Annotated in this window: 6 protein-coding genes and 2 pseudogenes; 4 read left to right on the plus strand and 4 right to left on the minus strand. The window is 55.3% G+C overall.

Annotated elements, in window-relative coordinates; all coding sequences use genetic code 11:
- Positions 1 to 24 precede the first annotated feature (24 nt).
- The 3 genes from CO655_RS30610 to CO655_RS30620 are packed head-to-tail and all read left to right on the plus strand — an operon-like array spanning position 25 to position 1,528.
- Positions 25 to 342 (plus strand): nitrogen fixation protein NifZ, encoded by a 318-nt coding sequence (locus CO655_RS30610; protein WP_064823790.1) that lies wholly within the window; start codon positions 25 to 27, stop codon positions 340 to 342.
- A 4-nt stretch (positions 343 to 346) separates the two neighbouring features.
- Complete coding sequence (gene nifT / locus CO655_RS30615) at positions 347 to 559, plus strand: putative nitrogen fixation protein NifT (RefSeq protein WP_004678514.1); 213 nt, start codon at positions 347 to 349, stop codon at positions 557 to 559.
- Between the two features lie 30 nt (positions 560 to 589).
- Positions 590 to 1,528: an SIR2 family protein gene (locus CO655_RS30620; protein WP_008536543.1), complete on the plus strand. Its 939-nt coding sequence runs from the start codon at positions 590 to 592 to the stop codon at positions 1,526 to 1,528.
- A 444-nt stretch (positions 1,529 to 1,972) separates the two neighbouring features.
- Here CO655_RS30620 and hisC read toward each other — a convergent pair whose 3' ends face one another.
- The 4 genes and pseudogenes from hisC to CO655_RS30635 all read right to left on the minus strand — a co-directional run bounded on the left by hisC (position 1,973) and on the right by CO655_RS30635 (position 4,943).
- Positions 1,973 to 3,076, minus strand: coding sequence for a histidinol-phosphate transaminase (hisC, locus tag CO655_RS30625; protein WP_064842723.1), 1,104 nt, complete (start codon positions 3,074 to 3,076; stop codon positions 1,973 to 1,975).
- 97 nt (positions 3,077 to 3,173) lie between these two features.
- Positions 3,174 to 3,713 (minus strand): adenylyl-sulfate kinase, encoded by a 540-nt coding sequence (locus tag CO655_RS30630; protein ID WP_245423975.1) that lies wholly within the window; start codon positions 3,711 to 3,713, stop codon positions 3,174 to 3,176.
- Positions 3,714 to 3,771: 58 nt separating this feature from the next.
- Positions 3,772 to 3,909: pseudogene (locus CO655_RS34555) on the minus strand (adenylyl-sulfate kinase); the annotation flags it as partial.
- A gap of 527 nt (positions 3,910 to 4,436) precedes the next feature.
- The gene (locus CO655_RS30635) at positions 4,437 to 4,943 is read right to left on the minus strand and encodes a helix-turn-helix transcriptional regulator (RefSeq protein WP_004671987.1); all 507 of its coding nucleotides are present in this window, start codon (positions 4,941 to 4,943) and stop codon (positions 4,437 to 4,439) included.
- Positions 4,944 to 5,228: 285 nt separating this feature from the next.
- Here CO655_RS30635 and CO655_RS30640 point away from each other — a divergent pair.
- Positions 5,229 to 5,966, plus strand: a pseudogene (locus CO655_RS30640) (IS481 family transposase); the annotation flags it as partial.
- Positions 5,967 to 6,000 lie beyond the last annotated feature (34 nt).

Below are 6,000 nucleotides of genomic sequence, written 5' to 3' on the forward strand. Positions count from 1 at the left end.
GATATCCTGCAAGGAGGAATGCCCATGGGCCTTGGACGTGAACAGGAGGTCGAAATCCACAGGCCTCCACGATTTACACCCGGCGAGCGGGTGCGGGCCAGACTTCACGTAAAGAATGACGGCACCTATGCTGGCAAAAAAATTGGCGAAAATTTGGTGCGGAAGGGCGACGAAGGCTATGTGCGCGACATCGGCACCTTTCTCCAGCAGTTTTACATCTATGCCGTCGAATGGGTCGAACGTGGCACTATCGTCGGCATGCGTGCCCGTGAACTGACGAGTCTAGACAACGCCGCTGCTTGCGGCGCTGCTGAAATCGCGGGGCCCCCAACGAAGGAATAGCGACATGAAGATAATGATTCGCAGAACGAGCGCCGGCTTGTCGGCTTACGTACCAAAGAAAGATCTCGAAGAGCCGATCGTAGATGTCGAGGCTGATGACATGTGGGGCGGCACGATCACTCTCAGGAACGGCTGGAGACTCGTCTTGCCCAAGCTATCGCGGGATACGCCTCTGCCGATCACCGTCCACGCAAGGAAGATTCCTGACGAGGACTGATGCTGCAAACGAGAGGTAAGAGAAACCAGCATGAATAAAATTTTGACCTCGGACCGTCTCCTGATCATTCGCAACGGTGACGCCGAAAAAAGACTTAGGCTGCTTCAGGAAGCGCTCGCTGCGGATCGGATCGTTCCCTATCTCGGTCCGGATCTCCTCCGGCTGCAATCCACGGAACCACCTGTACCGGACACCCCGGAAGCCGTCTCCGCGGCACTCAACGAACGCACACCTGCCCCTTCCAGGATACGCAGCAATATGTGGTCAGTCGCGCAGTTTATTGAACAGCGACGGCATCGCCGGACGCTTCAGGCCTGGATGGCAGAAATATTTGGAGCACCCGTGGCGCCGACCGCCCTCCACGACTGGCTCGCAACGCTGCCGCTCTCCCTTATCGTCGACGGTTGGTACGACGGGACAATGCGTGCGGCTTTCGCGAAGACCGGTCGAACGGATGTCGTCGAGATTCAGGGCGTCACGCGTGCAAACGGCGGCGGCGACATTTGGACAAAAACTTACGATCTGTCCGGGAGAGACGTCGAATGCGTCTCAGCGCCAAAGACGGTCCTCTATGCGCCGTACGGCAGTGTTATACCAGCTTCGAACTTTCTGGTGTCCGATTCCGATTACGTGGAAGTCCTAACCGAAATCGATATCCAGACGCCAATACCTGGAATGGTGAAAGAACGGCGTATAGATCGCGGTTTTCTTTTCATTGGCTGCCGCTTCAACGATCAGATGCTCCGGATCTACGCTCGACAGATCATCAAGCGCTCTCACGGCCCCCACTTTGCAGTACTTGATGCGGAAGGCCTTACCAAAAACGAGCGCCGTTTCCTTGCAGCAAGCGGAATCACGGTGGTCGACCTGCCGATCGGCGAAGCCGCGGCTCTGCTGGTACCATTTGGTAGCAAGGCGGATGGCGACCATGGCCGCACGGCTTCCGCTTCGAATCTCTGTAGCGGCTAGAGTGCCGCAGATTGAAAACGTTTTGTTTCTGCCAAGTTCGAATGCCATACTGCCCACGTTTGCTGGCGTGGGGATTGCGGGTGGGATCAATGGCGATGAGCGAGCGTGATCTTTAGCGGATCGAGGTTCTGTCGCAGGTGATCGACGGAAGATCGGCGACGACCGCAGATTACTGTTTGCTCAATGTCAATGCGAAGGACCGATTGTGAAGAAAGCTAAACCATTCCCGATACAGCGGCAGAGCCGCGGCCGGAATCGCCAGAAATAAACCTCGCATCGGCCACCGGGTGCTCCACTCGTGCGCCAATAACACGCGTAATCAACGGGATCGAGACGGCACACGCTTTACGGTCTTGCGCTTATTTGTGATCTTTATCCCACAATATGGACTTCGATACTTGGTGTTTCCAAGTGACAAGCAATGTGGCCAATAATTCTAACCGCCTAGCTCTGCGTCTTCATACTTCCAGAAATGATGTCCCTGGCGGCTGAAAGGAACGCGTCCATTTGGGTTCTGGTGCCGATGCTGACGCGGATAAAATTTTCCAAACCGGCATCGGGAAAGACGGCTACAAGTATGTTCTGCCTATCCAAAGACGCTTGCCACCATTTGCCATCTCGTCCGGGTGGCACCCGAGCTAGCAAAAAGTTTGTGTGGGAGGGAATGACAGAAAAGCCCAATTGAGACAAGGCAGTGGTCGTTCTGTGTCTTTCATGTTTAATATATCTGTGGTTCTCGTCGTAGTCGGCGCGGTGCGAAAGGATACTAATGCCCACCGCATGGCCGATCACGTTCATGTTAAAGACATTTTGCAGGTTGCGTAGCCTCCCAATAAGTTCAGGATGACCAAAGCCGAAACCGACGCGAATTCCCGCGGCTGCAAAGCCTTTCGAAAGTGTTCTCAATACTAGAAGGTTTGGATGACGATCGACAAGGCGCAGGGCATCATCGGGTGCAAAGTCGACATACGCTTCATCCACCACTATCAACTGGTCCGATTGCGCGACGAGGCGGTCGATTTCAGCCACCGGAACGAATGTTCCCGTTGGATTGTTTGGATTGGCCAGCAGTATGAATTTTGCATCTTTTGCTGGACCAAGAAGCAGCTGCTCGATTGGCAGAGAATAAGACTCGCCCCATTCGATTTCGAGAAATCTGGCACCCTGCAACTTGGCCAGTTTGCGGTTAAAGGAAAAACCTGGCGATATCATCGCAACGCTATCTCCCGGGTCGAGGAATGCTCTGTAGATGAGCCCAAGCAGCTCCGACGAGCCGTTCCCGGCGACCACCTGATCCTGGGAGAGGCCATACGCGCTGGCGGCTGCGTCGCGCAAGCTCAGATTGTCATCTTCGGGATAGAGATAATGCCGTTCGAGGGCCGCCAGCGCACTTTGCATCACCATCATCGGCAACGGAAACGGATTCTCATTCGTGTTCAGTTTAACGCAGTTCGCATCTCGCCCCGGTTGATTGGAGGGTAGCGCATTTAGCTGTCTCGCCATCGGCGAAAGAGCCGAAAGCACGGCTTGCAGCTTTGCATCAGCCATATCGTTTCTCCGTTTCAGTAAGCCGAGTCGTGAGCGCGTGATCGGCTGTCTCCTGTTGAAGCCACATCGGACGTTGGCGCGGCCCGCCTGCGGGCTGCTACGGTCGCCGCGTAGTTAATAGGCCAGGGACCGCCGCGGCCGCTTCAAGCCGCCAATGGTCAAGCCTCCCCACTCTCACACTCATGCGTATTCGCCTTTCGAGGAACTGTTCGATTTCAAACGCCAACGCCGCAGGGTCGTGGCCAACCGTTTCGGGATGTAATTCAGCGCCCTCAGGGATTTCGTACGGCGAGGAAACGCCGGTGAAATTGGCGATCTTGCCGGCGAGCGCCTGCCGATAAAGCCCCTCCGGATCGCGTCGCGCGCATTCCTCAAGCGGCGTGTCGACGAGGATTTCAATAAGCTCCCCTCCTCCATCAGCTCGGCGACCTCGGCAACGCGGCGGATGTTCTCGACGCGATCGGGTTGATTGAAGCCAGGCGCGATTGAGCCCGTGGCGCACGTTGTCGCCGTCGAGGATGTAGGTGTGCTTCCCGTGGGCATGCAGCAGCCGGTCGAGCGCATTGGCGATTGTCGACTTGCCGGAGCCGGAAAGTCCGGTGAACAAAAGGAGGACGGCTGGCTGCTGACTCTTCATCGCCGCGCGCGCCCTTGTCAGCGTCGGTCGCCTGCCAATGCAGGTTGTCGGCGCGCCTTGCCCAGCTTTGGCTGCCACTGAAATTGAAGACCCCGGTCGGCCCTTGGGCTTTGCGAAAGAGCTCGGGAGGATCGACGTGGTCGATGAGTTCCAGCTCGTTTTCCCAGCACAGCTTCCACCGCACCTCAGAACGCATGCAAAGACCTCCTTTGGTATTTCCTGCTGCTGTTTTTGAAGCACGCACTGTGCGATCGAAGCAGTGCCACCCCGATGCATGTCGGCGCCGTTGCTCGGGTTCGCGCTATAGCCAGTCCGGATCGTCAAATGTTTCGCCGTCACTCGCGTCTGAGATCATTCCTAATGCATCATCACGGGAGATTGGTAAAATGGATTGTATGAATGGAATTATCGATGCTTTGTATGTCGAATATACGGGTTTCTTAGACTTTGACGTGACCTCCCTGGCACTCGCGGCGTAAAGACGACCGCGCGTCCCCTCCAGCGGCCGAAAGCACGGATGCGTTGGACCAGTTGACCCAACTGCGCCCTCCCCGGTTTACCCACCTATGTCCCGGAGTGGCGATGAACGGTCGCCAGCTAGTCCTAACCGCCTGCGCAAAGCTCGCTTCGGCAACCTGCAACGGCGCGAGCGGTTGGTCGCGGTTTCTGATGGAACTTCATCAGGGACGCACGTTCTGTTTATTGAAGCTAGCGATCTACGTCCTATTCGCGATCGTCTGCAGTGGCGCTGGTAGACGCGACTTTCATGGCACGATCGCCGCTATCGCTACCAGTCTCGTCTATGCGGCTTAGTAAGCTGAAAATATCTTGCAAGATCTCTTCATCGAAAGTCCGCAACTTCACGATAGTAGCCAGCAGCAGAACCGCTTTGGTTTCAGTTTCGCCCCAAAGATAAGGTGCCGCCGGGGCGATAATCTCTTCCGGAGTGGCATCCAAAACCTCACACAGATGAATCAGTCGGCTCACGGTCAAGCGGGATACTCCATTTTCGTACCGGCCATAGACCTGCTTAGTGATGCCAAGCAAGGGCGCCAGTTTCGAGCGCGGGAGTTTTCGCTTATCGCGGGCTTCTCGAAGGCTGATGCTGATCAAGTTTTCGAGTTCGGCGCTAAGTGCAATCCGTCCGTCAAAAGGTTTTCGATAGACCGGCTTGTCTATGCCTGGATCATCGACTTGTTGCAAACCGAGTTCATTAATCCATTGCTTCAATGGTGGTCCTGACATTGCTCCGACTGAGGTAAATGCGCCGAAGCTCTTTATACGGAAAGTGATGTGCTTGGAACCACCAATGTTTCGTTTCGATCTCATTTGGCGCATTTTGGGCCACGCGGACCTCACCCGATAGCTATCGTTCACCAAAATATATCTGTGATTGTAAGTACATAGACATAGATCACACCGAAATCGCTTCACGCAAGGATTATCCACTTGCGCCAAATTGGCTATGACCCTCAGTGATTTTGGTGATAACGGAGCGCCACGACGACAGAGGCAATCCGTCGAGCAATAGTGAAGAGAGCCTGAAAACGCTTTCGAAGCGATACGGGATCAACCAGAAAACCGTGGCGAAATGGAAGAAGCGGACATCGTTGGTCGACCTTCCTACAGGCCCAAGGACCCGCACTCGACGACCCTTTCCCTCGAAGAAGGCCGCTATCGTCGCCTTCCGCCGGCACACGTTGCTGCCGCTCGATGATTGCCTCTACGCTCTTCAGCCGATCATTTCACATCTGACGCGTTCGTCGTTGCACAGGTGTTTGCAGCGCCACGGCATTTCACGTCTGCCGGAGGTCAGAGGCGACAAGGAGCCGAAGAAGAAGTTCAAAAGCTATCCGGTCGCTTACTTCCACATCGATATTGACGAGGTGCAGACGGCCGAGGGCAAGCTCTATCTCTTTGTCGCAATTGACCGAACATCCAAGTTCGCGTTCGCGGAACTCTACACCAAAGCCGGCAAGATGAATGCCGCTCAGTTCTTGCGCAATCTGATCGCGGCAGTGCCCCACACCATTCACACCGTTTTGACCGACAATGGCATTCAGTTCACCAACCGAGCTTGTGATCGAAATGCCTTCCAGCACATCTTCGATTGGGTCTGCGACGATCACAGCATCGAGCATCGCCTGACCAAGGAAGCATCCCTGGACCAACGGACAGGTCGAACGGATGAACCGAAGAATCAAGGAGGCGACCGTCAAGCGCTTCCACTACGACGATCATGCGCAGTTGAAAAGTGAGCGTACGGTGAGCTGTTTTTGCTGATCGG

It is taken from the genome of Rhizobium sp. M1 (genome assembly GCF_002531805.1).
GTDB lineage: Bacteria > Pseudomonadota > Alphaproteobacteria > Rhizobiales > Rhizobiaceae > Rhizobium > Rhizobium etli_C.